Raw genomic sequence first — 836 nt, 5'->3', positions numbered from 1 at the left:
GCGGCCAATAATACTACGACCTCTTCCCGTAGTGTGACTTATACGGCCACTCATGAAGGCAAGTCCGCCACTTGTACGGTCACCCAGTCTGCAGGTAGTAAACAGTATGCTTCTTGGAGCGACTGGACTGTTACTGTATCAGCTAATCCGACTACTATTGCCCGTACCGGTGGTACTTCTACAATAACCGCATCCGCTACCCGTACCCGCACCTGGACATGGAACGGTGTTTCCGGTTCCGGTGGTACCGAGTCAGAGAAGGGTACTCCTGCATTGAGCGCGAGCGGTACCGGCTTCTCTTTGAGTGGAACTACACTAACTGCCAGCAACAATACCACGACATCTTCCCGTAGCTGTACGGTAACTGCTACCCATGGTGGTAAGACTGCCACTTGCACGGTCACCCAGTCTGCGGGCGAGATAACTTATGGTGCCTGGAAGGTTACCATTACGGCCAACCCGACTACCATCGCTGCTGCGGGTGGTACGTCAACTCTGACCTATTCTGCTGTCCGTGATGTCCTGACCAATGGAACTGTTACCAATACCGAAAAGGCTACTCCGACAATTAGCGGTAGTGCCACCGGCTTCACCCGTTCCGGCACTACGGTGACGGCTGCCAACAATACTTCTGCATCTTCCCGCAGTGTGACTTATACTGCCACTCATGAAGGCAAGTCCGCCACTTGTACCGTTACCCAGTCTGCCGGCAGCAAGCAATATGGCAGTTGGAGTGCTTGGACTGTTTCCGTTTCTGCTAATCCTACTACTATTGCGCGTACCGGTGGTACTTCTACAATAACCGCATCCGCTACCCGTACCCGCACCTGGACATG

1 pseudogene is annotated in these 836 nt (G+C 53.6%); it reads left to right on the top strand.

Going from position 1 to position 836, the window contains the following annotated elements:
* Window positions 1–836 (top strand): annotated as a pseudogene (locus DWY55_RS21855) (hypothetical protein); the annotation flags it as partial.

The organism is Bacteroides sp. AF25-38AC (genome assembly GCF_003602995.1).
In the GTDB taxonomy this organism is placed as follows: domain Bacteria; phylum Bacteroidota; class Bacteroidia; order Bacteroidales; family Bacteroidaceae; genus Bacteroides; species Bacteroides uniformis.
The sequence above is the reverse complement of the archived record's forward strand: the minus strand, read 5'-3'. Positions and strand labels throughout refer to the sequence as shown.